The organism is Pseudomonas sp. NPDC099000, assembly GCF_044759925.1.
Lineage (GTDB): Bacteria > Pseudomonadota > Gammaproteobacteria > Pseudomonadales > Pseudomonadaceae > Aquipseudomonas.
The window spans coordinates 115,489-140,348 of record NZ_JBIWAF010000006.1 but is presented as its reverse complement, the minus strand read 5'-3'; the positions used below and the strand labels follow the sequence as shown (position 1 = coordinate 140,348).

Below are 24,860 nucleotides of genomic sequence, written 5' to 3'. Positions count from 1 at the left end.
GCGCTCTATATAGGCCTGATGGTAACAAAATCCTGCGGCGGCGGGCGCGCCCTGTGCGTTGCGCGGGGCAGCCTGAGTCGCTAGAGTTCGGCAGTCCTTTTACTCGCTCGACTCAATAATCAATACAAATGGGAGTGTCTTGTGGAAATTGCCTGTCTGGATCTTGAAGGTGTGCTGGTCCCGGAAATCTGGATCGCATTCGCTGAAAAAACCGGGATTGAATCCCTGAGGGCGACCACCCGGGACATTCCCGACTACGACGTGCTGATGAAGCAGCGCCTGCGGATTCTCGACGAGCACGGCTTGAAACTCACCGACATTCAGGAAGTGATCGCCACGCTGAAGCCGCTGGACGGCGCCGTCGAGTTCGTCAACTGGCTGCGTGAGCGGTTTCAGGTAGTGATTCTGTCGGACACGTTTTACGAGTTTTCGCAGCCGCTGATGCGTCAGCTGGGGTTCCCGACGTTGCTGTGCCATCGCCTGATTACCGACGATTCGGGGCGGGTAACGAGCTATCAGTTGCGTCAGAAAGATCCGAAGCGTCAGTCGGTTCTGGCGTTCAAGAGCCTTTACTACCGGGTGATTGCGGCGGGGGATTCCTACAACGACACCACGATGCTGGGTGAGGCGGATGCGGGGATTCTGTTCCATGCGCCGGAGAACGTGATTCGCGAGTTTCCGCAATTCCCGGCAGTGCACAGCTTTGAGGATTTGAAACAGGAGTTCATCAAGGCTTCGAATCGGGCTTTGAGTTTGTAGTCGTTCTTGAGGACGCCTTCGCGGGCAAGCCTCGCTCCTACAGGTTGTTGCGGCGTTTACATTCTCGGCGAACACCCCAAAACCCGTAGGAGCGAGGCTTGCCCGCGAAGCTCTTAAAGGTTCTGCAGCGTATCGAGTAAAACCTTCACCTTGGTAATCGACTCCTGATATTCGGCCTGCCACTCCGAATCCGCGACAATCCCGCCACCGCCCCAGCAGCACACCTGCCCATCCTTGACCAGCAAACTCCGAATGGCGATGGAGCTGTCCATCTCGCCGCGCACGTCCAGGTACAGCAAAGACCCGCAGTACAACCCCCGACGCGTCGGCTCCAGTTCGTCGATGATCTGCATGGCACGAATCTTCGGTGCACCGGTAATCGATCCACCTGGGAAACTGCCGGCGATCAGGTCCAGTGCGTCCCGGTCATCCGCCAGTTCGCCGGTCACGCTGCTCACCAGGTGATGTACGTTCGGATAGCTTTCCAGGCTAAACAACTCCGGCACCCGCACCGAGCCGATTCGGCAGGTACGGCCGAGGTCGTTGCGCAGCAGGTCGACGATCATCAGGTTTTCCGCGCGATCCTTGGGGCTGGCTAGCAGTTCGGCGGCGTTCGCTGCATCTTCGGTCGCGGTCAGGCCTCGCGGGCGGGTGCCTTTGATCGGTCGGGTTTCAACGTGGCGTTCGCTGACTTTGACGAAGCGCTCAGGAGACAGGCTCAACACCGCGCCGCCGTCGGGCAGGCTCTGGAAACCGGAAAACGGTGTTGGGCATGCGGCTCGCAGCGCGATGTACGCAGCCCACGGATCACCCACACATTGCGCACGAAAGCGCTGGGCGAAGTTGACCTGGTAACAGTCGCCGGCCTGGATGTAGTGCTGAATGCGCTCAAGCGCTTGGCGATAGTCGTCAGCGCTCAGGTCGGCTTTCATGGAGGCTTTCAGCTTGAACGGCTCGATCGGCTCAGCCGCAGGCTGACTGAACAAGGCGATCAGGCGCTGGCGCTCGCTGTCGATCAGCGTCGGGTGGAACACCAGTTGACTGGTTGCCAAATGGTGATCGCTGATCAATGCCCAGTCATACAGCCCGAAACGCGCATCCGGCAATTGCAGGTCGTCCTGCGCCTGGTTCGGCAGGTGTTCAAGATGCCGTCCGAAGTCGTAACTCAGGTAACCGATCAGGCCACCGGCGAACGGCAGTTCATCGGGGACAGCCACTTCACCCAGTCGTGTCAGATTGTCGCGAAGGCGTTGCAGGAAATGCAGGCCGCTCTCGTCCGGCAACACCGCCAACTGCTCCAGCGGCCAGGCGCTGAGCAGGTCAAAACGCCCGCGATCAGCGCTGGGCCGGCCGCTGTCGAGCAACACGGCACCGGGGGCATGACGAATCGCCGCGAAGTACTCGGCGGGGTTGGCGCGATAGGGCAGCGGGTGTACGGAACAGGTCAACATGGGCGGGGCAGATCAGCCATCGAGGCGGGGTGGCGATTGTAGTCCTCTGCAGGATTTGCTCCTAGAGGGGATGTCGGGGATTGGTAGATTGGCGGCCATTGATCGTCCCCACGCTCCGCGTGGGAATGCATCCCGTGACGCTCTGCGTCACAGGCGGACGCAGAGCGTCCGTGGCGGCGTTACCACGCGGAGCGTGGGAACGATCAATGCAGGGGGGTCAGCCCTCAACCGCAGGAATATGCCCAAACATCTCTTGAACAAACTCCACCCGCTCACGCACCGTCTCGGTAACCCCGCGCGCCTTCAGCTCTTCCAGCCGCGCTTCAACCGCATGCGTGCGCAGCGTCAGGCCGCAATCATTGGCAATCTGGATATTCAACCCGGGCCGGGCATTGAGCTCAAGAATCAGCGGGCCCTTTTCCTGGTCGAGCACCATGTCGACACCGATGTAACCCAGCCCGCACAGCTCATAACAGCCGGCAGCGAGTTTCATGAAACCGTCCCAGTAGGGCAGTTGCACGCCATCCACCGCGTTGGTGGTGTCCGGGTGTTTGGTGATGATGTTGTTCAGCCAGGTACCGCGCAGGGTTTGCCCGGTCGCGAGGTCGACGCCGACGCCGATGGCGCCCTGGTGCAGGTTGGCCTTGCCGCCGGACTGGCGCGTCGGCAGGCGCAACATCGCCATCACCGGGTAGCCCATCAGCACGATGATGCGAATGTCCGGGACGCCTTCGTAGCTGATGCTTTTGAAGATCTGGTCCGGGATCACGCGGTATTCGATCAGTGCGCGGTCACGGTGACCGCCCAGGGAATACAGGCCGGTGAGGATGCTGGAGACATGGTGCTCGATTTCCTCATGACTGATGATCTTGCCGGACACCGTGCGATAGCGGCCCTCGAAACGGTCGGCAACCACAATGATGCCGTCGCCGCCCGCGCCCTGGGCCGGTTTGATCACGAAGTCGGTGCGCCCATCGATGATCTTGTCGAGGTTATCGATTTCTTTCTCGGTGGAGATCACGCCATACAGTTCCGGCACATGAATGCCGGCGGCGATTGCGCGTTCCTTGGTGATGATCTTGTCATCGACAATCGGGTACAGGCTGCGCTTGTTGTACTTGAGCACGTAGTCCGCGTTACGCCGATTGATCCCCATGATGCCCCGGGCTTCCAGGGCCTTCCAGGTCTTCCAGAAGCCGAACATCAGGCGTCAGCCTTCTTCAGGAAAGCCTTGAAGCGCACCAGTTCGGTCAGGCGGTAACCGCGATAACGACCCATCGCCAGCATGAAGCCCACCAGGATCAGCAGGATCGCCGGGAAGGTGAACACGAAGTACACCAATTCCGGCACGCTCATGATCAGGTGTGCGAGGGCGGCGGCGAACAGCGTACCGATTGCCACTTTCATCGCATGGCCAGAGCCGCGCTCTTCCCAGGTAATCGACAGGCGTTCGATGGTCATGGTCAGAATCACCATCGGGAACAGCGCCACCGACAGCCCGCGTTCCAGGCCGAGTTTATGGCTGAACAGGCTGATCGCCGCGATCAGCACCACCACAAAGGTCAGCACCACCGACAGCCTCGGCAGCATCTGCAACTTCAAGTTTTCAAGGTAGGAGCGCAGCGAAAGCCCCAGCGCCGTGATGACCGTAAACAGCACGATGCCGAAGCCGAGCTGGGTTTCGCGGAAGGCGAGGGCGATCAGCACCGGGGTAAAGGTGCCGAGGGTCTGCAGGCCGATCAGGTTGCGCAGGATCAGGATCACCAGCACGCCGATCGGGATCATCACCATGATCATGAAGGTCTGCTGGGTTTGCAGCGGCAAACCGTACAGCGAGTATTCGAGGAAGTTGGCGTCGGTGTTTTCGTCGGTCAGCTTGGCCAGGCGAATCGCGTTCATTTCGCTGTTGTTCAGGCTGAACGTCACGTTGGCTTTCTTGCCGCCATCGACGGTGATCAGGTTTTCGTCGCCGGTCCACCACAGCAGGCGGTCGGTGGGCAGGCCCTGTTCACCGGTTTCCGGGTTGAAGTACAGCCAGTCGGTGCCGTTGAAGCTGCGCAGCCAGAGTTCCGGCAGTTGCGGCTGGTCAGCCACCAGGCGGATGGTGTGGACCTTTTCCACCGGCACGTGGGCGATGGACAGTACCAGCTCGACAATTTTCGCTTTGTGCCCGGGGGTCTGATCGCCGCCCAGCAACAGCTTCACGTTGTCATCGTTGAGATTGTTGACACGCTTGATGGCTTCGCCGATGAAGGTTTCGACGTCGGCCGAGTGTTGGCGGATCGGCGCGAGCAAGGCTTCGGCGGCGATTTTTTCCGCGCCTTCGACGGCGATGCTGTCGCGGAAGGTCGGTCCCTTGACCTTGGATTTTTCGCCGGTGTAACGCTTGGTCAGCACCAGACGGTAATAAAGGGTCTGATTGCCCTTGGCCCGGCGCGCCGACCAGGTGACCTTGCGGTTGCCATCGACGCGGTTCACGGCCACGCCGTAGTTATTGGAAATGAAACTCTCGTTGAGGCTGACGTAATCGCGGCTCAGCGGCGGCACGAACATCTGGATCTTGACCGGGTCTTTGGCACTGGCGACGAACTCGACCTTGGCGTCGATGTTCCACAGGTCGTCGGTGGCGTCCTCGGTCACGGGAATGCCGAGCACGAAAATCTGATAGGCCGTAACTGAAATGCCCAGCACCACCAGGATGGCGATCAGCATTTTCAGATGGAGGGTAAGAGAGCGCATTGGAATTACTCTGCGGTATGTGCGTCGGTGGCGCAGGCGGGTTTGCCAGCAGCGTATTTAAGACTGGGGTCGACCAGCGCGTCGAAGCGTTTCAGCGCTTCGGAGCCGATCAAGAGCGGATATTGGAAAGCGCTACGGTCAGTTAGGTTCACTTCGATGCTGCGTAAAGCCGAACCCATGCAGATATCCAGCTCGATAACCGGACGGGCGGTGTACTTCTTGCCTTCATCCGGGTCGTAGTCGCCGGCACGACGCTTGATCTTGCTGACGCGGGCCAGCGGCCGTTCGATGGGGTGCGAATGCGCGGCGTCGATGGCCAGATAGAAGCGCACCCAGGATTCGCCATTGCGTTTGAAACGTTTGATGTCGCGGGCACTCAAGGACGCTGTTTTCGCCCCGGTGTCGAGTTTGGCGGCAACTTCCAGGTTGATGCCTTGCAGGGACGCGTACTCGTTGAGGCCGTACACGGTCTTTTCCCCCGCCACGGCGAAACCGGGCAGGCAAAGAAGATAAAGGAAGGTGGGAAAGGGCTTGAGTCTCATAAATCCTGGTGCGCAGCGGTCCGTACTTCGATTCAAGGCCCTGGCATCGCTGCGCAAGCTCCCTCGTATGCCTATCAACTTTTTATGACAGGCAGTGCAGATGTCACAAACAAATGCGGGCGGCATTCTAGCACGGTGGGTTTATGGCGCCAGCGCTGGCAGGGGGCTATAAACAGAGGGGCTGCTTCGTTGTGGTGCAGGCGGTTATTAGACGATTGTCGACAATACCTATTTATCCTTTGACTGTTGCTCCTGTTTTCGCTAGTTTTTGCGGCATTGGCTTTCAAGGTGTCGACAATATGCTGGATCAACTCGATCCCCCAGTGGTTGCGCAAGACGATTCGGAGACGCTTTCCGAAAACGTCTTCCGCCGTATTCAGGCGGCCATCGTCAAAGGCGAGATCGCCCCGGGCAGCAAGATCTCCGAGCCGGAGCTGGCGCGCACCTATGGCATCAGCCGCGGGCCGTTGCGCGAGGCGATTCATCGCCTGGAAGGCCAGCGTCTGCTGGTCCGCGTGCCGCACGTCGGGGCGCGAGTGGTTTCGCTGAGCCATGCCGAGCTGCTGGAACTCTACGAGATTCGCGAATCCCTCGAAGGCATGGCCTGCCGCCTGGCGGCCGAGCGCATGACCGTCGAAGAAATCGACGAACTGCGCCGGGTCCTCGAAACCCACGAGCGCGATGAGGCGTTTCAGGCTGGCGTTGGCTACTACCAGCAGGAAGGCGACTTCGACTTCCACTACCGGATCATCCAGGGCAGCGGCAACCGCACCCTGACGCAAATGCTCTGCGGCGAGCTCTATCAGCTGGTGCGTATGTACCGCATCCAGTTTTCCACCACGCCCAATCGCCCGCATCAGGCCTTTGCCGAACACCACCGAATTCTCGACGCCATCGCCGACCGTGACGGTGAGCTCGCCGAGTTGTTGATGCGCCGTCACATCGGCGCCTCCAAACGCAATATCGCCCGTCATTACCAGGACGGCGCTAACCAGACAGCCACTGAACGAGGTGAGTCATGAGTTCCAACAAGAGCACTCCAGGCCAGCGTTTCCGCGATGCGGTCGCCAGCGAACATCCGCTGCAAGTGGTCGGTGCGATCAACGCCAACCACGCGTTGCTGGCCAAGCGCGCCGGTTTCAAGGCTATTTACCTGTCGGGTGGCGGGGTGGCTGCCGGTTCGCTCGGCGTGCCGGACCTGGGCATCACTGGTCTGGATGACGTGCTGACTGACGTGCGGCGCATCACCGACGTGTGCGACCTGCCGCTGTTGGTGGACGTGGACACCGGTTTCGGTTCCTCGGCGTTCAACGTCGCGCGCACCGTCAAGTCGATGATCAAGTTCGGCGCGGCGGCGATTCACATCGAAGACCAGGTCGGCGCCAAGCGCTGCGGTCACCGTCCGAATAAAGAGATCGTGTCGCTGCAAGAAATGGTCGATCGGATCAAGGCGGCTGTTGATGCACGCACCGATGACAGCTTCGTGATCATGGCCCGCACCGATGCGTTGGCGGTGGAAGGTCTGGAATCTGCTCTGGATCGTGCCGCGGCGTGCATCGAGGCCGGCGCCGACATGATCTTCCCGGAAGCCATCACCGAACTGGACATGTACAAACTGTTCGCCAACCGCGTGAAAGCGCCGATCCTGGCCAACATCACCGAATTCGGCGCGACGCCGCTGTACACCACCGAGCAACTCGCCGCTGCCGACGTGTCGCTGGTGCTGTACCCGCTGTCGGCCTTCCGCGCCATGAACAAAGCCGCGGAAAACGTCTACACCGCGATCCGCCGCGACGGCACGCAACAGAACGTCATCGACACCATGCAAACCCGCATGGAGCTTTACGATCGCATCGACTACCACACCTTCGAGCAGAAGCTCGATGCGTTGTTTGCGTCCAAGAAGTAATGAAAGCCCTGTAGGAGCGAAGCTTGCTCGCGAAGACGCACTGACATTCAACATTAATGTCGTCTGACACACCGCTTTCGCGAGCAAGCTTCGCTCCTACAAGTTTCCCTGACAAATTCAAGAAAAACTGGAGACAGCAATGGCCGAAGCAAAAGTACTCAGTGGCGCCGGGCTCCGTGGCCAGGTTGCCGGGCAAACCGCTCTGTCCACCGTGGGCCAGTCGGGCGCAGGCCTGACCTATCGCGGCTACGACGTTCGCGAACTGGCGGCTGACGCACAATTCGAAGAAGTGGCTTACCTGCTGCTTTACGGTGAACTGCCGACCAAGGCACAACTCGCCGCTTACATCAGCAAACTGGGCAAGCTGCGCGACCTGCCGCAAGCGCTCAAGGAAGTGCTGGAACGCATCCCCGCCGACGCCCACCCGATGGACGTGATGCGCACCGGCTGCTCGTTCCTGGGCAACATCGAGCCGGAGAAAGACTTCTCCGAGCAACACGACATCACCGACCGTTTGCTCGCCGCGTTCCCGGCGATCATGTGCTACTGGTATCGCTTCAGCCACGACGGCAAACGCATCAGCTGCGTGAGCGACGAACAATCCATCGGCGGCCACTTCCTGCACCTGCTGCACGACAAGAAGCCGAGCGAGTTGCACGTCAAAGTGATGAACGTTTCGCTGATCCTCTACGCGGAACACGAGTTCAACGCCTCGACCTTCACCGCACGGGTTTGCGCCTCGACGCTGTCGGACATGTATTCCTGCGTCACCGCGGCCATCGGTTCTCTGCGCGGTCCGCTGCACGGCGGCGCCAACGAAGCGGCGATGGAAATGATCGAGCGTTTTTCGTCGCCGGAAGAGGCGATCAAAGGCACCCTCGGCATGCTCGAGCGCAAGGACAAGATCATGGGCTTCGGTCACGCGATCTATAAGGACAACGATCCGCGTAATGAAGTGATCAAGGGCTGGTCGAAAAAACTCGCTGACGAAGTGGGCGACACCGTGTTGTTCCCGGTTTCCGAAGCCATCGACAAGACCATGTGGGAGCAGAAGAAACTGTTCCCGAACGCCGACTTCTATCATGCGTCGACGTACCACTTCATGGGCATTCCGACCAAGTTGTTCACACCGATTTTCGTCTGCTCGCGCCTGACCGGCTGGGCGGCGCACGTGTTCGAACAACGTGCCAACAACCGCATCATCCGCCCGAGCGCCGAGTACGTCGGCGTCGAACAGCGCAAGTTCGTGCCAATCGAACAACGCTGAATGGTGAAGGCCTGCACCGGGATCTGAACCCAACACAGATCCCTGTAGGAGCGAGCCTGCTCGCGATAGCGGTGGGTCAATCGACATCAATGTCGGATATGACTCAGTCATCGCGAGCAGGCTCGCTCCTACAGTGGATTGTGTTCACTTCAGGAGCTGTGCCAGGCCCCACCTTTTGTAACCACCGTGACCGAGTCCTGACGATGAACACTGAATTCCGCAAACCGCTGCCCGGCAGCCATCTGGATTACTTCGACGTCCGTGCGGCTGTCGAGGCCATCCAGCCCGGCGCCTACGACACTCTGCCGTACACTTCCCGCGTGCTGGCGGAAAACCTGGTGCGTCGCTGCGACCCGGCCACGCTCACCGAATCCCTGAAGCAATTCATCGAGCGCAAACGCGACCTCGACTTCCCGTGGTTCCCGGCCCGCGTGGTGTGCCACGACATTCTTGGCCAGACCGCGCTGGTCGACCTCGCCGGCCTGCGTGACGCCATCGCCCTGCAAGGTGGGGACCCGGCGCAAGTGAACCCGGTGGTGCCGACGCAATTGATCGTCGACCACTCCCTGGCCGTCGAGCGCGGTGGTTTTGATCCGGAGGCGTTCGAGAAGAACCGCGCCATCGAAGACCGTCGCAACGAAGACCGTTTCCACTTCATCAACTGGACCAAAAAGGCCTTCAAGAACGTTGATGTGATTCCACCAGGCAACGGGATCATGCACCAGATCAACCTGGAGAAAATGTCTCCGGTGATCCAGGTCCGCGACGGTGTGGCGTTCCCTGATACCTGCGTCGGTACCGACAGTCACACCCCGCACGTCGATGCGCTGGGCGTGATCGCCATCGGTGTCGGTGGCCTGGAAGCCGAGAGCGTGATGCTCGGCCGCGCGTCGTGGATGCGTCTGCCGGAAAGCGTCGGCGTTGAACTGACCGGCAAGCTGCAACCGGGCATCACTGCCACCGACATGGTGCTGGCGCTGACCGAGTTCCTGCGTCAGCAAAAAGTCGTCGGTGCATGGCTGGAGTTCTTCGGTGAAGGCGCTGCCGCGCTGACCCTCGGCGACCGCGCGACCATCTCCAACATGGCCCCGGAATACGGCGCCACGGCGGCGATGTTCTACATCGATCAGCAGACCATCGACTACCTCAAGCTCACCGGCCGTGAAGACGAGCAAGTGCAGTTGGTCGAGAACTACGCCAAGACCACCGGCCTGTGGGCTGACAGCCTGAAAGGCGCACAATACGAGCGCGGGTTGACCTTCAACTTGTCCTCGGTGGTGCGCAACATGGCCGGCCCGAGCAATCCGCACGCCCGGGTGGCAGTGTCGGATCTGGCCGCCAAAGGCATCTCCGGTCAGTGGGACGACGTGCCGGGCCAGATGCCGGACGGCGCCGTAATCATCGCCGCCATCACCAGCTGCACCAACACCAGCAACCCGCGCAACGTGATCGCCGCCGGCCTGCTGGCGCGCAACGCCAACAAGCTCGGATTGACCCGCAAGCCGTGGGTCAAATCGTCCCTGGCACCGGGTTCGAAAACCGTGGCGCTGTACCTCGACGAAGCGGGCCTGACGACTGAACTTGAGCAACTGGGCTTCGGCGTCGTGGCGTTCGCTTGCACCACCTGCAACGGCATGTCCGGCGCGCTGGATCCGGTGATTCAGCAAGAGATCATCGACCGCGACCTGTACGCCACCGCCGTGCTCTCCGGTAACCGCAACTTCGACGGCCGGATCCACCCGTACGCCAAAAACGCCTTCCTGGCTTCGCCGCCGTTGGTGGTTGCTTACGCCATCGCCGGCACCATCCGTTTCGACATCGAAAAAGATGTGTTGGGTGTGGTCGACGGTAAGGAAATCCGCCTGAAAGACATCTGGCCAAGCGACGAAGAAATCGACGCAGTGGTCAAAGCGTCGGTTAAACCGGAGCAATTCCGTCAGGTCTACATCCCGATGTTCGCCATCCACGAAGACACCGGCCCGAAAGTCACGCCGCTGTACGACTGGCGAGAGATGAGCACTTACATCCGCCGTCCGCCGTACTGGGAAGGCGCGCTGGCCGGTGCCCGTCCGCTCAAGGGCATGCGTCCGCTGGCGGTGCTGCCCGACAACATCACCACCGATCACCTGTCGCCATCGAATGCGATCATGCTCGACAGCGCCGCCGGCGAATACCTGGCGAAAATGGGCTTGCCGGAAGAGGACTTCAACTCTTACGCCACGCACCGTGGCGACCACCTGACCGCGCAGCGCGCCACCTTCGCCAACCCGAAACTGTTCAACGAAATGGTTCAGGAAAACGGCAAGGTCAAGCAGGGTTCTCTCGCTCGCGTCGAGCCGGAAGGCAAAGTGATGCGTATGTGGGAAGCCATCGAAACCTACATGGAGCGCAAGCAGCCGCTGATCATCATTGCCGGCGCCGACTACGGTCAGGGTTCGTCCCGCGACTGGGCGGCGAAGGGCGTGCGTCTGGCCGGTGTTGAAGCGATTGCCGCTGAAGGTTTCGAGCGCATTCACCGCACCAACCTAGTGGGCATGGGCGTATTGCCGCTGGAGTTCAAACCGGGCACCGACCGTCTCACGCTGAACATCGACGGCAGCGAAACCTACGACGTCATCGGTGAGCGCACCCCGCGCGCCGAGCTGACGCTGGTGATCAATCGCAAGAACGGTGAGCGCGTTGAAGTGCCGGTGACCTGCCGCCTCGACACCGCCGAAGAAGTGTCGATCTATGAGGCGGGTGGCGTGTTGCAGCGCTTCGCGCAAGACTTCCTTGAATCGGCAGTCGCCGTCTAAATCACGACGTGCGGGCACGGGATGTTCAGTCCCGTGTCTGCTTTGAAGGAGCACCATGGCACACGCACCTCAAATCGCCCCTCAAATTAAAATCGCCGCCACCTACATGCGCGGCGGCACCAGTAAAGGCGTGTTCTTCAGCCTGAAAGACCTGCCCGAAGCGGCACAGGTTCCAGGCCCGGCGCGCGATGCCTTGTTGCTGCGCGTGATCGGCAGCCCCGACCCGTACGACAAGCAAATCGACGGCATGGGTGGCGCGACCTCCAGCACCAGCAAAACCGTGATCCTGTCGAAAAGCATCAAGGCTGATCACGATGTCGATTACCTGTTCGGCCAAGTGTCCATCGACAAGCCTTTCGTCGACTGGAGCGGCAACTGCGGCAACCTGTCCGCGGCGGTCGGTTCGTTCGCCATCAGCAACGGTCTGGTGGACGCCAGCCGCATCCCGCACAACGGCGTTGCCGTGGTTCGCGTGTGGCAGGCCAACATCGGCAAGACCATCATCGCCCACGTACCGATCACCAACGGTGAAGTGCAGGAAACCGGCGATTTCGAACTCGACGGCGTGACCTTTCCGGCCGCTGAAGTGCAGGTCGAATTCATGGATCCGGCAGCGGAAGAAGAGGGCGGCGGTGGTTCGATGTTCCCCACCGGCAACCTGGTGGATGATCTGGAAGTGCCCGGCGTCGGGACCTTCAAGGCGACCATGATCAATGCCGGCATCCCGACGATTTTCGTCAACGCTGAAGACATCGGTTATACCGGTACCGAGTTGCAGGGCGCGATCAATGGCGATCCGAAAGCGTTGCTGATGTTCGAGACCATTCGCGCTTATGGCGCGTTGCGCATGGGCTTGATCAAGGACCTGGACGAAGCGGCCAAGCGTCAGCACACGCCGAAGGTGGCCTTTGTGGCCAAGCCTGCGGACTACGTGGCGTCCAGCGGCAAGGCGATTGCGGCGGGTGATGTCGACCTGCTGGTGCGTGCGCTGTCGATGGGCAAATTGCACCACGCGATGATGGGCACGGCGGCCGTTGCAATCGGTACTGCCGCAGCGATTTCCGGGACGTTGGTCAACCTTGCGGCGGGTGGCATCGAACGTAATGCCGTGCGCTTCGGGCATCCGTCCGGCACATTGCGCGTGGGCGCCGAGGCCAGCCAGGTGAACGGTGAATGGACCGTGAACAAAGCCATCATGAGCCGCAGTGCGCGGGTGTTGATGGAAGGTTACGTTCGCGTGCCGGGTGATTCTTTCTAACTGACACCTATCCCCTGTAGGAGCCAGGCTTGCCGGCGAAGGCGACCTCAAGATCGCCTTCGCCGGCAAGCCTGGCTCCTACAGGACCTATTTCAACAATAAGAATCTGTAACCCACTGAGATTGCCCTGAACCGAGGTCCCATCAACGAAGCACTAACCGAGTGAATCGAACATGAGCGCCAACGTCGACCTGAACGACCGCCCCGACTACGACACTGTCCTGCAGGATATTGCCGATTACGTCCTCAACTTCAAAATCGACTCCAAGGAAGCGCTGGACACCGCCCGCAACTGCCTGATCGACACCCTCGGCTGCGGCCTCCTCGCCCTGCGCTTCCCCGAATGCACCAAACACCTGGGCCCCATCGTCGAAGGCACCGTCGTCCCGTTCGGCGCCCGCGTGCCAGGCACCCATTTCCGGCTCGATCCTGTCAAAGCCGCCTGGGACATCGGCTGCATCGTGCGTTGGCTCGACTACAACGACACCTGGCTCGCCGCCGAATGGGGGCATCCGTCCGATAACCTCGGCGGCATTCTCGCGGTGGCCGATCACCTGTCGCAAAAGCGTCTGGCCAATGGTGATGCGCCGCTTACGATTCGCGCGGTGCTCGAAGCCATGATCATGGCCCACGAGATCCAGGGGGTGATCGCGCTGGAAAACTCCTTCAATCGTGTAGGGCTCGATCACGTCATCCTGGTGAAAGTGGCCTCGACTGCCGTCACCGCCAAACTCATGGGCGCTAATCGCGAGCAACTGCTGTCGGCGTTGTCCCACGCCTTTGCCGACGGCCAGGCGCTGCGCACGTATCGGCATGCGCCGAATGCCGGGTCGCGCAAATCCTGGGCGGCAGGCGATGCGTCCAGCCGGGGAGTGCGCCTGGCGGACATGGCGATGCGCGGCGAGATGGGCATCCCCGGCGTGCTGACCGCCAAGCAGTGGGGCTTCTACGACGTGTTGTTCAGCCACACCAACAACGACCTGGCGCTAAAGCCTGAAGACAAACGCACGTTCAGCTTCTCCCGCCAATACGGCACCTATGTGATGGAAAACGTGCTGTTCAAAATCAGTTTCCCCGCCGAATTTCACGCGCAAACCGCCTGCGAAGCGGCAGTGACCCTGCATCCACAGGTTAGAAATCGTCTGCATGAGATCGACAAAATCGTCATCACCACCCACGAATCGGCGATCCGCATCATTTCCAAGGTCGGCCCGCTGGCCAATGCCGCCGACCGCGATCACTGCATTCAGTACATGACCGCCGTGCCGTTGGCCTTTGGCAATCTGGTCGCGGAGCAATACGAAGATGACTTCCATGCCGCGCACCCGATCATCGACGTGCTGCGGGACAAAATGGTCATCGTCGAAGACCTGCGCTTCACCCGTGAATACCTGGAAGCCGACAAGCGTTCGATCGCCAACGCGATCCAGGTGTTTTTCAAGGACGGTTCCAGCACCGAGAACGTGGTGGTCGAGTATCCGATCGGCCATCGCCGTCGCCGCACCGACGGCATTCCGCTGCTGGAAGACAAGTTCAAGGCCAACCTGGCGACCCGCTTCACCGCCCAGCGATGCGCCGAGATCTTTGCGTTGTGCAAGGATCAGGTTGCCCTTGAAGCAATACCGGTCAACCGTTTCATGGACTTGTTTGTCATCTGAGCCACTTCTCCACAGGCAATTTTGTGATCCCAAACCCCGTCAGCAAAATCGCCGAGTACATCATCAGTTCCCGGGACAAGGTTTGCCCCTCGTACCAGGCACCGATGATCACTGCGAACACCGGAAAAATGATGAACACAAACGACAAAATGATCGGGCTCAGCCGCTTGAGCAACAGGAAGTAAACGATAAACCCGCCCACCGACGCCACCAACCCCAGATAGAGCAGGGCGCTCCACGAACGCGCGGTGATGGCATCGAACACCGGTGCTTCGACACTCAATCCGGCGACAAACAGCATCAGCCCGGCGATGCCAATGGGCAGCGTGTTGTAGGTGATGACGCTGATCGCCGTACCGTGTTTTTTCGTCACCACGTAACACAGCGCATGCATCACCGCAGCGCAGAGAATCGCCAACACTCCGAACAATTCGGCATGGGCCAGATGCAACCCCTGGCTGCGGATGATCATGAACAGACTGCCGAAGCCAATGGCGATGCCGAGCACTTGCGAAGGGTAGATTTTCTCCCGCAGAAACAGTGCGGAAAACAGCAGGATGAACACCGGCATGCAGCTGAACAGCAGCGCCGTCAGGCCGGACGAAACGTGTATCTCGCCGTAGTTGAGCAAGTAGTACGGCAGGCTGAAATACGACAGCGTGACAAAGACAAAAAACCAGCGGCTTTCCTTGGGGAACAGCAGTGGCTCACGACGTATCAGGGCGAAGCCGAGAAAGAGCGGGAAGGCGATGAGGAACCGCAGGCCGGCGGCGGTCAGCGGCGGCACGCTTTCAACGGCAATCTTGATCCCGAGCCACGTGGTGCCCCAGCTCAGGCACACGATCAGGAACAGTGCGCTGGTGACCAATCCGGCCAGCCAGGGTTTTCGAATACTTGAAGAGGCGCTGAGGGCGATGGACATGATCGTGCTCCTTCGTTGTCGAAATTGACCCGGTTACCAAATAGGTCTATTCCTGATTGAACCTGTTTTCAGCACGCTATTCGGGATGGAAATGACTGTCAAAGTAAGTATTGCCACGGTGTCAATCCTGCGCGAAGGCTTGGCTCATAGGCGCGGCGTCAAGTACAAGCGCTTGGCCGAGGCCCTCGAAAAAAGCATCGGCGAAGGCTTGATCGAGCCCGGCAGCAAGCTGCCACCCCATCGTTTGTTGGCGGACAGCCTGGGCGTGACCATCGGCACCATCAGCCGTGCGTATGGCGAACTGGAGCGGGTAGGGTTGGTGGTCGCCCGTGTAGGAGATGGCACCTATGTGCGTCAGCGCGGGATGGAACGGCCGCGGGATTCCGGCTTTCGCAATGTCAGCGACGAGCCACAGTGTTACTTCGATATGAGTCGGAATCAGCCGATTCCGGGGCAGGAAGCCGCCTTTCTGAGTCAAAGCCTGCGGACCCTGGCCAGCGACCCGCACACCTTGCAGTTGCTCAGCGGTTACACGGCCGATGCCGGATTACCGCGCCATCGTGCGGCAGGCGCCCACTGGCTGCGGCATCAGGCATTCGTGCCGAGCGCCGAGCAGGTCATTTGCGTCAATGGCGGCCAGCACGGCTTGCTCTGCGTGTTGATGGCGTTGCTCAAGCCCGGCGATACACTGGTGACCGAGCAGTTGACTTACCCCGGGCTGAACAGCGTCGCCCGCATGCTCGGCATAAAGCTGATCGGTGTCGGGATGGATGACGAAGGATTGTTGCCTGATGCGCTGTCGGACGTTTGCCAGCATCATCGGGTATCCGCGGTGTACTGCACGCCGACAATCCAGAATCCTACAGCGGCGGTGATGTCCGTCCCACGGCGCGAGGCGATTGCCGAGGTCTGTCGCCAGCACAATCTGCTGATCATCGAGGACGAAGCCCACGCCGTGCTGGCGCAGCAGCGTCCGTTGCCCTTGAGTAACTTTGCCCCGGAGCGTTCGGTGTTGATTGGCAGCCTGAGCAAAGCGGTTTCGGCGGGTTTACGGGCGGGTTATCTGCATGCGCCGCAACCGTTGATCGGACGGCTGAGCGCAGCGGTGCGCGGGACGTGCTGGATGGCGAGTCCGCTGTCGATGGAGCTGGCAACGGCGTGGATCGAAAACGGTATCGCCGAACAGTTGCTGGGGCAGCAGATTGTCGAAATCAGCCGCCGCAAGCGTTTGGTCAGCCCAATGTTAGAAGAGGTCGGATACAAGACTCATCCCCACAGCCCACACTTCTGGATCGAAGTGCCCGAGCCGTGGCGGGCCTCGCAGATTGCTGAGGAGCTCAAGGCAAATAATTTTCTGGTGGCTACCGCTGAAGCGTTTGCGGTCGGGCATGCCGCGGTGCCGCAGTGCATCAGGGCAAGTGTTTGTAATTCAGCAGGGGATGATGGGTTATTGCTTCAAGGGTTTGAATCGCTGGCGGGGGCATTGTCTGAGACCGAGTGATCGTTCATCGCGGGCAAGCCACGCTCCCACAGGGATTTCCGTCGTACACAAATATTGTGTCCACCGAAGATCCCTGTGGGAGCGGCGGTGCGACGATTCGACTTGCCCGCGATGGCGGTCGATCAGGCGCTAAAGAACTACTTAAACCGCCGCTCCACGCCTTTCTCTACCAGAATCTTCGCCGAAATCTCTTCCACCGAAAAATGCGTGGAATTGATGTGCGGAATGTTCTCGCGGCGGAACAGGTTCTCCACCTCACGCACCTCGAATTCGCACTGGGCGTAGCTCGAATAGCGGCTGTTGGGCTTGCGCTCGTTGCGGATCGCGGTGAGGCGATCCGGGTCGATGGTCAGGCCGAACAGCTTGTGCTGGTGGGCGCGCAGGGTGGCAGGCAGTTGCAGGCGCTCCATGTCGTCTTCGGTCAGCGGGTAGTTGGCCGCGCGGATGCCGAATTGCATGGCCATGTACAGGCAGGTAGGGGTCTTGCCGCAACGCGACACGCCGACCAGGATCAGGTCGGCCTTGTCGTAATAGTGCGTGCGGGCGCCATCGTCGTTGTCGAGGGCGAAGTTCACCGCCTCGATTCGCTCCATGTAGTTGGAGTTGCTGCCGATGGAGTGGGATTTGCCGACGGTGTAGGAAGAATGCTCGGTCAATTCCTGTTCAAGAGGCGCAAGAAAGGTCGAGAAAATGTCGATCATGAAACCATTGGACGTTGCGAGGATCTCACGGATGTCCTGATTGACGATGGTGTCAAAGATAATCGGCCGGAAGCCGTCGTTTTCGGCGGCTTTGTTGATTTGTTGTACCATGGCCCGCGCTTTATCCACGTTGTCGATGTACGGCCGCGTGAATTTGCTGAAGGTAATGTTTTCGAACTGCGCCAGGAGGCTTTGGCCGAGGGTTTCGGCTGTGATGCCGGTGCCGTCGGAAATAAAGAAAGCAGATCGTTTCATTTGCACCTTGGGCCTTAAGCTAATGATCATTCTTGGATATGATAGGCGCGATTTGCCGGCCGCCAGTGGCCCGCATTCTCACTTATTTTCCAGGTCCAGGCCATACAGCCGGCAAACGCTCCCCCGAGCAGCCGGCTTCTGAGCTTTTCCAACACAGTTAGTGGAGAGATCACCTTGGTAGAGTACGTAGTTTCCCTCGATAAGCTCGGCGTCCATGATGTAGAGCACGTAGGGGGCAAGAACGCATCCCTGGGCGAGATGATCAGTAACCTCGCAGGTGCCGGTGTATCGGTGCCCGGTGGCTTCGCCACGACAGCTCAGGCTTATCGTGATTTTCTGGAACTGAGCGGCCTGAACGATCAGATCCATGCCGCCCTCGACGCTCTCGACGTCGACGATGTCAACGCCCTGGCCAAGACCGGCGCCCAGATCCGTCAATGGATCATGGAAGCCGAATTCCCCGAGAAGCTCAACGCCGAGATCCGCACCGCGTTCGCCACGCTGTCGGCCGGCAACCCTGACATGGCCGTGGCCGTGCGCTCTTCCGCTACCGCCGAAGACTTGCCGGACGCTTCCTTCGCCGGTCAGCAGGAAACCTTCCTGAACATCCGTGGTGTCGAAAACGTCATTCGCGCCGCCAAAGAGGTGTTCGCCTCCCTGTTCAACGACCGCGCGATTTCCTACCGCGTCCACCAGGGCTTCGACCACAAGCTGGTCGCCCTGTCGGCTGGCGTGCAGCGCATGGTCCGCTCCGAAACCGGCACCGCCGGCGTGATGTTCACCCTCGATACCGAATCGGGCTTCCGTGACGTGGTGTTCATCACCGGCGCCTACGGCCTGGGTGAAACCGTCGTACAAGGCGCGGTGAACCCGGATGAGTTCTACGTCCACAAAGGCACGCTGGCCGCCGGTCGTCCGGCCATCCTGCGTCGCAACCTGGGCAGCAAGGCCATCAAGATGATCTACGGCGAAGTCGCCACGGCCGGCAAGTCGGTCAAGACCATCGACGTGGACAAGGCTGATCGCGCCCGTTTCTGCCTGACCGACGCCGAAGTCAGCGAACTGGCCAAGCAAGCGATGATCATCGAGAAGCACTACAAGTGCCCGATGGACATCGAATGGGCCAAAGACGGCGACGACGGCAAGCTCTACATCGTTCAGGCCCGTCCTGAAACCGTGAAGAGCCGTACCTCGGCCAACGTCATGGAACGCTACCTGTTGAAAGAAACCGGCACCGTGCTGGTTGAAGGTCGCGCCATCGGCCAGCGCATCGGCGCCGGCAAGGTCCGTATCATCAAGGACGTGTCCGAGATGGACAAGGTCCAGCCAGGCGACGTACTGGTCTCCGACATGACTGACCCGGACTGGGAACCGGTCATGAAGCGCGCCAGCGCCATCGTCACCAACCGCGGCGGCCGTACCTGCCACGCGGCGATCATCGCTCGCGAGCTGGGCATCCCGGCCGTGGTCGGTTGCGGCAACGCCACCCAGCTGTTGAAAGACGGCCAGGGCGTGACCGTTTCCTGCGCTGAAGGCGACACTGGCTACATCTTCGAAGGCGAACTGGGCTTCGACATCAAGAAAAACTCCGTCGATGCCATGCCTGATCTGCCGTTCAAGATCATGATGAACGTCGGCAACCCGGACCGTGCATTCGACTTCGCGCAACTGCCGAACGCCGGTGTGGGCCTGGCCCGTCTGGAGTTCATCATCAACCGCATGATCGGTGTCCACCCGAAAGCGCTGTTGAACTACGACGGCCTGCCGCAGGACATCAAGGACAGCGTCGACAAGCGCATCGCCGGTTACGACGATCCGGTCGGCTTCTACGTCGACAAACTGGTTGAAGGCATCAGCACCCTGGCCGCTGCGTTTACCCCAAAAAAGGTCATCGTGCGTCTGTCGGACTTCAAGTCCAACGAATACGCGAACCTGATCGGCGGCAAGCTCTACGAGCCGGAAGAAGAAAACCCGATGCTGGGCTTCCGTGGTGCTTCGCGTTACATCAGCGAAGCATTCCGTGACTGCTTCGAGCTCGAGTGCCGCGCCCTCAAGCGTGTGCGCAACGACATGGGCCTGACCAACGTCGAAATCATGGTGCCGTTCGTCCGTACCTTGGGCGAAGCGAGCCAGGTCATCGACCTGTTGGCGGAGAACGGTCTGAAGCGCGGCGAAAACGGTCTGCGCATCATCATGATGTGCGAACTGCCGTCCAACGCGATCCTGGCTGAAGAATTCCTCGAGTTCTTCGACGGCTTCTCCATCGGCTCCAACGACCTGACTCAGCTGACGCTGGGCCTGGACCGTGACTCCGGGATCATCGCTCACCTGTTCGACGAGCGTAATCCGGCGGTCAAGAAGTTGCTGGCCAACGCGATTCAGGCCTGCAACAAGGCTGGCAAGTACATCGGCATTTGCGGTCAGGGTCCTTCGGACCACCCTGATCTGGCCAAATGGCTGATGGAGCAGGGCATCGAAAGCGTTTCGTTGAACCCCGATTCCGTACTGGAAACCTGGTTCTTCCTGGCTGAAGGTCAGGCGTCGGCTTGATGGTGTGAGTGAAGCCCCGGCCGCTTTAGTGGCCGGGGCTTTAAGATTCAAGTAGGGCGGGCTCCTCTGGAAGCCGCCCTTTTTTGTGCAAGAGCATTATGCAAAGCAGCAGCAACCTATTTCCTGTCGCCCTGATCAGCGCCGAGCGTCGCGGCGATCTGAGCGAAGATGTCTATCGTCTGAAACCTGGCAACAGCCCTGACGGCACCGTCGAACTGGCTGTGACGCGTCTTGGCATGGCGGATGAACCGTCCGTGCGTGGCGTGCCGGTGATTTTGTTGCACGGCAGCTTTTCCAATCGCCGGTTCTGGTTCTCGCCCAAAGGCCTTGGGCTGGGCGCCTACCTGACGCGTCTGGGCTTCGATGTCTGGATTCCCGAAATGCGCGGTCACGGCCTGTCCCAGCGCAATCAGAACTACCGCAAGAACCGCGTGAGCGACTACGCCCGTTACGATCTGCCGGCGATTGGCGCGTTCGTGCGTGAGCAGAGCGGCCAGGTCCCGCACTGGATCGGTCACTCGCTGGGCGGCATCACGCTGGCGGCGGCGCTGGGTGGGGAATACATCGGCGAGCCTGTCGTCGCGTCTGCGGCGTTCTTCGGTACGCAAGTCAGTCGCACCTACTGGCCGTTGAAAATTCCACCGGTGGAGTGGAGCGGTCGCTTCATTCTCACGCGTTTCGCCCAGCTCTCCGGTTCGCGGCTCAAGCGTGGCCCGGAGGACGAGCCGATTGGCCTGGCCCTGGAAAGCATGCGCTGGTATGGCCTGTTCGGGCGCTTTGGCGATGCGGACAAGGACTGGTGGGCGGGATTGGCCGAGGTTCAATTGCCGGTGCTGGCCGTAAGCGCCGCTGGGGATCACCAGGATCCGGCGTGGGCGTGCCGCAAGTTGTTCGATCAAGTGGGTTGCGAACACAAGCAATTCATCAACCTTGGCCGCGAGCAGGGCTTTGGCGATAATTTTGGCCACGTGGAAATGCTCGTCAGCAAAGCCGCTCAAGCCGAAGTCTGGCCGTTGGTGGCGCGCTGGCTGGCCGATCAGCAAACGCCTTTGCTGGGAGAAAAGCCGGATTTGTCCACGGCAGTCTGAGCCTGATGCTCTAACAAGGGCATTTCGCTCTGTTCGGCTTGAGGCTAAGATATGACGCATTGAGCTGTTCCGGTCACTTTGCGACACACTCGATTGTCTTCCTCTTTACAGGAGTTTCTCGATGAACCATTACCTCACGCCTGACCTGTGCGACGCCTACCCGGAGCTGGTGCAGGTGCTGGAACCGATGTTCAGCAATTTCGGCGGCCGTGATTCCTTCGGCGGCGAAATCGTGACCATCAAGTGCTTCGAAGACAACTCGCGGGTCAAGGAGCAGGTCGAGCTCAAGGGTAATGGCAAGGTGCTGGTAGTCGATGGTGGTGGTTCGCTGCGTCATGCGTTGCTGGGTGACATGCTGGCCGAGAAAGCCGCGAAAAACGGTTGGGAAGGGCTGGTGATCTACGGTTGCATCCGCGACGTCGATATCATCGCGCAGACCGATCTGGGCGTTCAGGCCCTCGCCAGCCACCCGAGGAAATCCGACAGACGTGGGCTCGGCGACCTTAACGTTTCGGTGACTTTCGCCGGAGTGACGTTCCATCCAGGCCATTACATTTACGCGGACAACAACGGCGTGATCATCTCGCCAAGCCCGTTGAAGATGCCTGAATAAAGCGCAAGACCAACAAAGGGGTGAGGATGTTCGAGGAAGAAAACGCGCAGTGGGGGCTGGTGCATGCCCTGGTGCTGGATGGTAAAGGCGGTGCGCGTTCGATAGCCCGGACTGAACTCGATGACTTGCAGCTTCAGGCACATGAAAGCCTGTGGCTGCACTGGGATCGCAGTCACCCGCAAACCCGGACCTGGCTGCGCAAATCCAGCGGTTTGAGTGAGTTCAGCTGTGACCTCCTGCTCGAAGAAAACACCCGGCCGCGCCTTCTGCCGCTACCGGACTCCGAACTGCTGTTGTTTCTGCGTGGGGTCAACCTGAACCCGGGCGCCGAGCCGGAAGACATGGTCTCGGTGCGGATCTTCGCCTCCGCCCAGCGCATCATTTCCCTGCGTTTGCGTCCATTGCGCGCCACCGATGAGTTACTGGTGACGCTGGCCGAAGGCAAAGGGCCGAAAACCGCCTCCGAACTCATCCTTTATATGGCTCAGTACCTCACTCATAAGGTGCAGGATCTGGTCAGTTGCCTCTCGGAAGTGGTCGATGAGGAAGAAGAAAAGCTGGATGCCGACGAACGGTATACACCCGAGCATGGCGCCATTTTGCAGATCCGTCGTCGGGCTGCTGCACTGAAACGTTTCCTTGCTCCGCAGCGGGAAATTTTCGGACAGCTGACGCGGATAAAACTGCCCTGGTTCGTCGAAGACGATGGCGATTACTGGAACGAATTGAACAACAGCCTGACCCGTTATCTCGAAGAGCTGGAATTGACCCGGGAGCGGGTGGGGCTGGTCCTCGAGGCCGAAGATCGACGTTTGAGCGTGCGCATGAACCGCACGATGTACCGCTTCGGGATCATCACCGGGATCTTTTTGCCGATGAGTTTTCTGGCGGGTCTTCTGGGCATCAACGTCGGCGGGATTCCGTTCTCCGCCAGCCCTTATGGTTTCCTGATCGCGTGCCTGATGATGGTTTCAGTAGCGCTCGGGCAGTGGTGGTTATTTCGACGTTTGCGCTGGGTCTGACGATGAGCCATGTGACCCGGGCAAATTTGACCGCGTCTTTCACAGACATCACGAGAGGTGCGTATGCACGATCCGTTTGAACAGTCTTTGCGCGACATGCTGAACGCTTCGCCGTCCACCCGTGACGACGATGCGTGTCTTGGGCGTGTCCTGAAAACCGCCAACCGCCAGGTCGGCGCCGGCGATCTGTTCAGCCTGCTGGGCCGCTGGTTGCCCGCGCTGATGATCGCCCTCAATAACGGCTCGGCCCACGTCTCGCCGGTATCCCGTCACCGTAAACCTACCGTTCGCACCGCTGATAAGGCTGATTGAATATGGAACTTGATCTCTGGACACAGAGCCTCGTCACTGCAATGACTGCGTTATGGACCAAGGTGGCAAATTTCATCCCGAACCTGTTCGGTGCACTGGTCGTTTTGCTGTTGGGTTTCGTCGTTGCGAAACTTTTGGATACTTTGCTGTCCAAGTTGCTCGCCAAGCTGGGCCTTGATCGCCTGATGGGCGGCACCGGTCTGACCAAATTACTGTCCCGGGCCGGCCTGCAAGTGCCGATCTCGACCCTGATTGGCAAGATTGTCTATTGGTTCGTTCTGCTGATTTTTCTGGTTTCTGCCGCAGAATCCCTTGGACTTGAGCGAGTTTCGGCTACGCTTGACATGCTTGCGCTGTATTTGCCGAAAGTATTTGGCGCCGCGCTGGTACTGCTGGTGGGTGTTTTGCTGGCGCAACTGGCCAATGGGCTGGTGCGCGGTGCCGCAGAGGGCGTAGGGCTGGATTACGCTGCGGGCCTGGGGCGAATTGCTCAGGGGCTGGTGATCATCATCAGTATTTCGGTCGCGATCAGCCAGTTGGAGGTCAAGACTGACCTGCTCAACCACGTGATTGTGATCGTATTGATTACCGTTGGTCTGGCGGTTGCGCTGGCCATGGGGTTGGGAAGCCGGGAAATTGCCGGTCAGATTCTTGCGGGAATCTATGTGCGTGAGTTGTATCAGGTTGGGCAACAAGTGCGTGTTGGCGAGGTCGAAGGTCAGATCGAAGAGATCGGCACGGTTAAAACCACATTGCTGACCGATGAGGGTGAGCTAGTCTCTCTCTCCAATCGGATCCTCCTGGAGCAGCATGTGAGTAGCCGCTAACCCGGCAAACCCTGCTAATGTATGCCGCCGCAAATGGCCCTGTAAGGGTCGCGGCGGACATTGACCTGACTGTCGGCCCGACTTGTTTTGAATAAAGCTCAATCGCTCTCCACGCGCTACGACCCCCGCGAGCTCTCTGATGAGGAGTTGGTCGCGCGCTCGCATACCGAGCTGTTTCACGTAACACGCGCCTATGAAGAACTGATGCGGCGTTACCAACGAACATTATTTAACGTCTGTGCACGATATCTGGGGAACGATCGCGACGCAGACGATGTCTGTCAGGAAGTGATGTTAAAGGTGCTGTATGGCCTGAAGAACTTCGAGGGGAAATCGAAGTTCAAGACGTGGCTATACAGCATCACGTACAACGAATGCATCACACAGTATCGGAAGGAACGGCGAAAGCGTCGCTTGATGGATGCTTTGAGTCTGGACCCCCTCGAGGAAGCGTCTGAAGAGAAGATGCCGAAGCCCGAGGACAAGGGCGGACTCGATCGCTGGCTGGTGTATGTGAACCCGATTGACCGTGAAATTCTGGTGCTACGATTTGTCGCAGAGCTGGAATTTCAGGAGATCGCAGACATAATGCACATGGGTTTGAGTGCGACAAAAATGCGTTACAAAATTGCTCTTTATAAATTTCGTGTGAAATTTTGTGTCATTTCTTAATCTTTTTTGGGGTATAATT

21 protein-coding genes are annotated in these 24,860 nt (G+C 59.6%); 15 read left to right on the top strand and 6 right to left on the bottom strand.

Annotated elements, in window-relative coordinates; all coding sequences use genetic code 11:
* Positions 1-141: 141 nt before the first annotated feature.
* Entirely contained in the window at positions 142-759 is a 618-nt protein-coding gene (thrH, locus tag ACIQV9_RS10295) for a bifunctional phosphoserine phosphatase/homoserine phosphotransferase ThrH (protein ID WP_403100773.1), read from the top strand.
* A gap of 113 nt (positions 760-872) precedes the next feature.
* Here the strand turns inward: thrH and pabB are convergent, their stop codons facing one another.
* The 4 genes from pabB to ACIQV9_RS10275 all read right to left on the bottom strand — a co-directional run bounded on the left by pabB (position 873) and on the right by ACIQV9_RS10275 (position 5,491).
* A complete protein-coding gene (gene pabB / locus ACIQV9_RS10290) occupies positions 873-2,210 on the bottom strand; it encodes an aminodeoxychorismate synthase component I (protein WP_403100770.1) in 1,338 nt (445 codons plus the stop codon).
* A 217-nt stretch (positions 2,211-2,427) separates the two neighbouring features.
* The gene (locus ACIQV9_RS10285) at positions 2,428-3,414 is read right to left on the bottom strand and encodes an alpha-L-glutamate ligase-like protein (protein ID WP_403100768.1); all 987 of its coding nucleotides are present in this window, start codon (positions 3,412-3,414) and stop codon (positions 2,428-2,430) included.
* The gene (locus tag ACIQV9_RS10280; protein ID WP_403100765.1) at positions 3,414-4,949 is read right to left on the bottom strand and encodes an inactive transglutaminase family protein; all 1,536 of its coding nucleotides are present in this window, start codon (positions 4,947-4,949) and stop codon (positions 3,414-3,416) included. The genes ACIQV9_RS10285 and ACIQV9_RS10280 overlap by 1 nt, the downstream gene beginning before the upstream one ends.
* A gap of 5 nt (positions 4,950-4,954) precedes the next feature.
* Complete coding sequence (locus ACIQV9_RS10275) at positions 4,955-5,491, bottom strand: ATP-dependent zinc protease (RefSeq protein ID WP_403100762.1); 537 nt, start codon at positions 5,489-5,491, stop codon at positions 4,955-4,957.
* A 299-nt stretch (positions 5,492-5,790) separates the two neighbouring features.
* Between ACIQV9_RS10275 and ACIQV9_RS10270 the strand changes: the two genes are divergently transcribed.
* From ACIQV9_RS10270 to prpD, 6 genes are all read left to right on the top strand, one after another.
* Entirely contained in the window at positions 5,791-6,513 is a 723-nt protein-coding gene (locus ACIQV9_RS10270; RefSeq protein ID WP_403100760.1) for a GntR family transcriptional regulator, read from the top strand.
* The gene (prpB, locus tag ACIQV9_RS10265) at positions 6,510-7,400 is read left to right on the top strand and encodes a methylisocitrate lyase (protein WP_403100757.1); all 891 of its coding nucleotides are present in this window, start codon (positions 6,510-6,512) and stop codon (positions 7,398-7,400) included. Before ACIQV9_RS10270 ends, prpB begins: the two co-directional genes overlap by 4 nt.
* 139 nt (positions 7,401-7,539) lie before the next feature.
* Entirely contained in the window at positions 7,540-8,667 is a 1,128-nt protein-coding gene (prpC, locus tag ACIQV9_RS10260; protein WP_403100752.1) for a 2-methylcitrate synthase, read from the top strand.
* Positions 8,668-8,870: 203 nt separating this feature from the next.
* Entirely contained in the window at positions 8,871-11,462 is a 2,592-nt protein-coding gene (gene acnD / locus ACIQV9_RS10255) for a Fe/S-dependent 2-methylisocitrate dehydratase AcnD (protein ID WP_403100748.1), read from the top strand.
* 55 nt (positions 11,463-11,517) lie between these two features.
* Positions 11,518-12,720, top strand: coding sequence for a 2-methylaconitate cis-trans isomerase PrpF (prpF, locus tag ACIQV9_RS10250; RefSeq protein WP_403100746.1), 1,203 nt, complete (start codon positions 11,518-11,520; stop codon positions 12,718-12,720).
* Between the two features lie 173 nt (positions 12,721-12,893).
* A complete protein-coding gene (prpD, locus tag ACIQV9_RS10245; RefSeq protein WP_403100743.1) occupies positions 12,894-14,378 on the top strand; it encodes a 2-methylcitrate dehydratase in 1,485 nt (494 codons plus the stop codon).
* On the opposite strand, the gene ACIQV9_RS10240 is transcribed toward prpD, so the two are convergent.
* Positions 14,371-15,255 carry a DMT family transporter gene (locus ACIQV9_RS10240; protein WP_403101031.1) on the bottom strand — a complete coding sequence of 295 codons (885 nt, stop codon included), beginning with the start codon at positions 15,253-15,255 and terminating at the stop codon, positions 14,371-14,373. The two genes, prpD and ACIQV9_RS10240, sit on opposite strands and share 8 nt — an antisense overlap.
* A 136-nt stretch (positions 15,256-15,391) precedes the next feature.
* Here ACIQV9_RS10240 and ACIQV9_RS10235 point away from each other — a divergent pair, with 136 nt between their 5' ends.
* The gene (locus tag ACIQV9_RS10235) at positions 15,392-16,801 is read left to right on the top strand and encodes a PLP-dependent aminotransferase family protein (RefSeq protein WP_403100740.1); all 1,410 of its coding nucleotides are present in this window, start codon (positions 15,392-15,394) and stop codon (positions 16,799-16,801) included.
* Between the two features lie 137 nt (positions 16,802-16,938).
* Here the strand turns inward: ACIQV9_RS10235 and ACIQV9_RS10230 are convergent, their stop codons facing one another.
* Positions 16,939-17,757, bottom strand: coding sequence for a pyruvate, water dikinase regulatory protein (locus ACIQV9_RS10230; RefSeq protein ID WP_403100737.1), 819 nt, complete (start codon positions 17,755-17,757; stop codon positions 16,939-16,941).
* Positions 17,758-17,931: 174 nt separating this feature from the next.
* On the opposite strand from ACIQV9_RS10230, the gene ppsA reads away from it, so the two are divergent.
* The 7 genes from ppsA (at position 17,932) to sigX (ending at position 24,841) form a co-directional block, all read left to right on the top strand.
* On the top strand, positions 17,932-20,307 hold the full coding sequence (gene ppsA / locus ACIQV9_RS10225) for a phosphoenolpyruvate synthase (protein WP_403100734.1): 2,376 nt from the start codon (positions 17,932-17,934) through the stop codon (positions 20,305-20,307).
* A gap of 98 nt (positions 20,308-20,405) precedes the next feature.
* Positions 20,406-21,395: an alpha/beta fold hydrolase gene (locus ACIQV9_RS10220; protein ID WP_403100731.1), complete on the top strand. Its 990-nt coding sequence runs from the start codon at positions 20,406-20,408 to the stop codon at positions 21,393-21,395.
* Between the two features lie 121 nt (positions 21,396-21,516).
* Positions 21,517-22,008, top strand: coding sequence for a ribonuclease E activity regulator RraA (rraA, locus tag ACIQV9_RS10215; protein ID WP_403100728.1), 492 nt, complete (start codon positions 21,517-21,519; stop codon positions 22,006-22,008).
* A 26-nt stretch (positions 22,009-22,034) separates the two neighbouring features.
* On the top strand, positions 22,035-23,030 hold the full coding sequence (locus tag ACIQV9_RS10210; protein WP_403100725.1) for a zinc transporter ZntB: 996 nt from the start codon (positions 22,035-22,037) through the stop codon (positions 23,028-23,030).
* Positions 23,031-23,093: 63 nt separating this feature from the next.
* Positions 23,094-23,342, top strand: coding sequence for a hypothetical protein (locus ACIQV9_RS10205; RefSeq protein WP_007944521.1), 249 nt, complete (start codon positions 23,094-23,096; stop codon positions 23,340-23,342).
* Positions 23,343-23,344: 2 nt separating this feature from the next.
* Positions 23,345-24,169, top strand: coding sequence for a mechanosensitive ion channel family protein (locus ACIQV9_RS10200; RefSeq protein WP_008027407.1), 825 nt, complete (start codon positions 23,345-23,347; stop codon positions 24,167-24,169).
* 87 nt (positions 24,170-24,256) lie between these two features.
* Positions 24,257-24,841 carry an RNA polymerase sigma factor SigX gene (sigX, locus tag ACIQV9_RS10195; protein ID WP_403100721.1) on the top strand — a complete coding sequence of 195 codons (585 nt, stop codon included), beginning with the start codon at positions 24,257-24,259 and terminating at the stop codon, positions 24,839-24,841.
* The last annotated feature ends 19 nt before the right edge of the window (positions 24,842-24,860 follow it).

Bases quoted from the DNA above. Each gene is read 5' to 3' on its own strand.
- pabB (WP_403100770.1), bottom strand. From the start codon at position 2,210: ATGTTGACCTGTTCCGTACACCCGCTGCCCTATCGCGCCAACCCCGCC.
- ACIQV9_RS10285 (WP_403100768.1), bottom strand. From the start codon at position 3,414: ATGTTCGGCTTCTGGAAGACCTGGAAGGCCCTGGAAGCCCGGGGCATC.
- ACIQV9_RS10280 (WP_403100765.1), bottom strand. From the start codon at position 4,949: ATGCGCTCTCTTACCCTCCATCTGAAAATGCTGATCGCCATCCTGGTG.
- ACIQV9_RS10275 (WP_403100762.1), bottom strand. From the start codon at position 5,491: ATGAGACTCAAGCCCTTTCCCACCTTCCTTTATCTTCTTTGCCTGCCC.
- ACIQV9_RS10270 (WP_403100760.1), top strand. From the start codon at position 5,791: ATGCTGGATCAACTCGATCCCCCAGTGGTTGCGCAAGACGATTCGGAG.
- prpB (WP_403100757.1), top strand. From the start codon at position 6,510: ATGAGTTCCAACAAGAGCACTCCAGGCCAGCGTTTCCGCGATGCGGTC.
- prpC (WP_403100752.1), top strand. From the start codon at position 7,540: ATGGCCGAAGCAAAAGTACTCAGTGGCGCCGGGCTCCGTGGCCAGGTT.
- acnD (WP_403100748.1), top strand. From the start codon at position 8,871: ATGAACACTGAATTCCGCAAACCGCTGCCCGGCAGCCATCTGGATTAC.
- prpF (WP_403100746.1), top strand. From the start codon at position 11,518: ATGGCACACGCACCTCAAATCGCCCCTCAAATTAAAATCGCCGCCACC.
- prpD (WP_403100743.1), top strand. From the start codon at position 12,894: ATGAGCGCCAACGTCGACCTGAACGACCGCCCCGACTACGACACTGTC.
- ACIQV9_RS10235 (WP_403100740.1), top strand. From the start codon at position 15,392: ATGACTGTCAAAGTAAGTATTGCCACGGTGTCAATCCTGCGCGAAGGC.
- ACIQV9_RS10230 (WP_403100737.1), bottom strand. From the start codon at position 17,757: ATGAAACGATCTGCTTTCTTTATTTCCGACGGCACCGGCATCACAGCC.
- ACIQV9_RS10220 (WP_403100731.1), top strand. From the start codon at position 20,406: ATGCAAAGCAGCAGCAACCTATTTCCTGTCGCCCTGATCAGCGCCGAG.
- rraA (WP_403100728.1), top strand. From the start codon at position 21,517: ATGAACCATTACCTCACGCCTGACCTGTGCGACGCCTACCCGGAGCTG.
- ACIQV9_RS10210 (WP_403100725.1), top strand. From the start codon at position 22,035: ATGTTCGAGGAAGAAAACGCGCAGTGGGGGCTGGTGCATGCCCTGGTG.
- ACIQV9_RS10205 (WP_007944521.1), top strand. From the start codon at position 23,094: ATGCACGATCCGTTTGAACAGTCTTTGCGCGACATGCTGAACGCTTCG.
- ACIQV9_RS10200 (WP_008027407.1), top strand. From the start codon at position 23,345: ATGGAACTTGATCTCTGGACACAGAGCCTCGTCACTGCAATGACTGCG.